The organism is Vibrio sp. (assembly GCF_984391705.1).
The window spans coordinates 1-1,254 of record NZ_CFHWOM010000162.1; the positions used below are offsets into that span (position 1 = coordinate 1).

Sequence of the window (1,254 nt, forward strand, 5' to 3'; positions counted from 1 at the left end):
CATCTTATGAACATAAAGTTCTAGAATCATATCGGCTTTAATGTCGCGAATTTGTAATATTTGGTATGGCTATGTCAGATAGCTATTGACAGTAAGTTCGATGGATAATTCAACAATTCGTATAAGTCTAAAAAATTGTCGGGCGTTGGGTGATTTGCTCAAATACATCGAGCTAAAGAAGAGGCAAATCGCTAAGTAAACAATCGGTAGTTAAACATCATCACGACTCATTTTACTTTTGCCAATTAATGAAACTGATTCACAAATCAAGTTAGATCACTCACAATTACTATTACGCTCACCGCTGACTCTTATGGATACTTATGGTCAACCCCAAACTCATCGCCCTACTTCCCGATCTTGCCTCATTTATCCTAGTGGTAAACGAAGGCAGTTTTACTGCGGCAGCCAAGCAACTAGGGGTAACGCCTTCTGCACTCAGCAAACTCATTACGCGTTTAGAGAAGGCACTGTCAGTAAAGCTTTTTGAGCGAACTACTCGTACGCTTATTATCACTCAGGCAGGTCAACTGGTTTACGATCAGAGCGTTGTCATGATTAACGCAGCACAGCAAGCGGTTGAATTATCGACCTCGGATCATACCGAGCCTTCTGGCTCACTCACTGTGGCTGCGCCAGAAGCGTTTTTGAACTCTGTACTTCAGCCTTTTGTGGTGCCATTTCTTAATCAGTATCCAGAGATCCAACTTAAACTGCGCGCTGCTGATGGTGATATCGACATACTACGCCAAGGTATCGATATTGCGTTTCGCCTTACCGATAAACCCGATGAGAGCTTAGTGCTAAAAGAGCTAGGTAAAACCAACTTAGTACTATGCGCTAGCCCTGATTATTTGGGTCACAAAGGGACGCCTTCCCACCCAACCGATCTGAGCCAGCACGATTGTCTGTACCTAGCAGAAACAGACAAAGACCACATTTGGGACTTTCTCAAAGACGATGAGTTTCACACCGTCTCCGTTAGTGGTCGATACGCAGTGAACCACTCTCAAATGCGACTGAAAGGCGTGAAAGAAGGTCTGGGGATTGGCATCTTCCATGACTTCGTGATTCAAGATGCGTTGGCAGAAGGCAGTGTTGTTCAAGTATTGAATGACTGGACCATCAAGAGTAACTATCACGGCGCTATAGCAATGCAGTTCGCACAAACCAAATACATGCCCGCCCGCCTTCGCGTGTTCATTGACTACGCGATGGAACACTTGGGTGACAAGTTAGCAGGGGAAATAAACT

1 protein-coding gene is annotated in these 1,254 nt (G+C 44.6%); it reads left to right on the top strand.

Going from position 1 to position 1,254, the window contains the following annotated elements; all coding sequences use genetic code 11:
- Positions 1 to 323: 323 nt before the first annotated feature.
- Positions 324 to 1,254, top strand: a 931-nt coding sequence (locus AC4MRV_RS22135) for a LysR family transcriptional regulator (RefSeq protein WP_004742441.1), incomplete at its 3' end; no start/stop codon positions are given.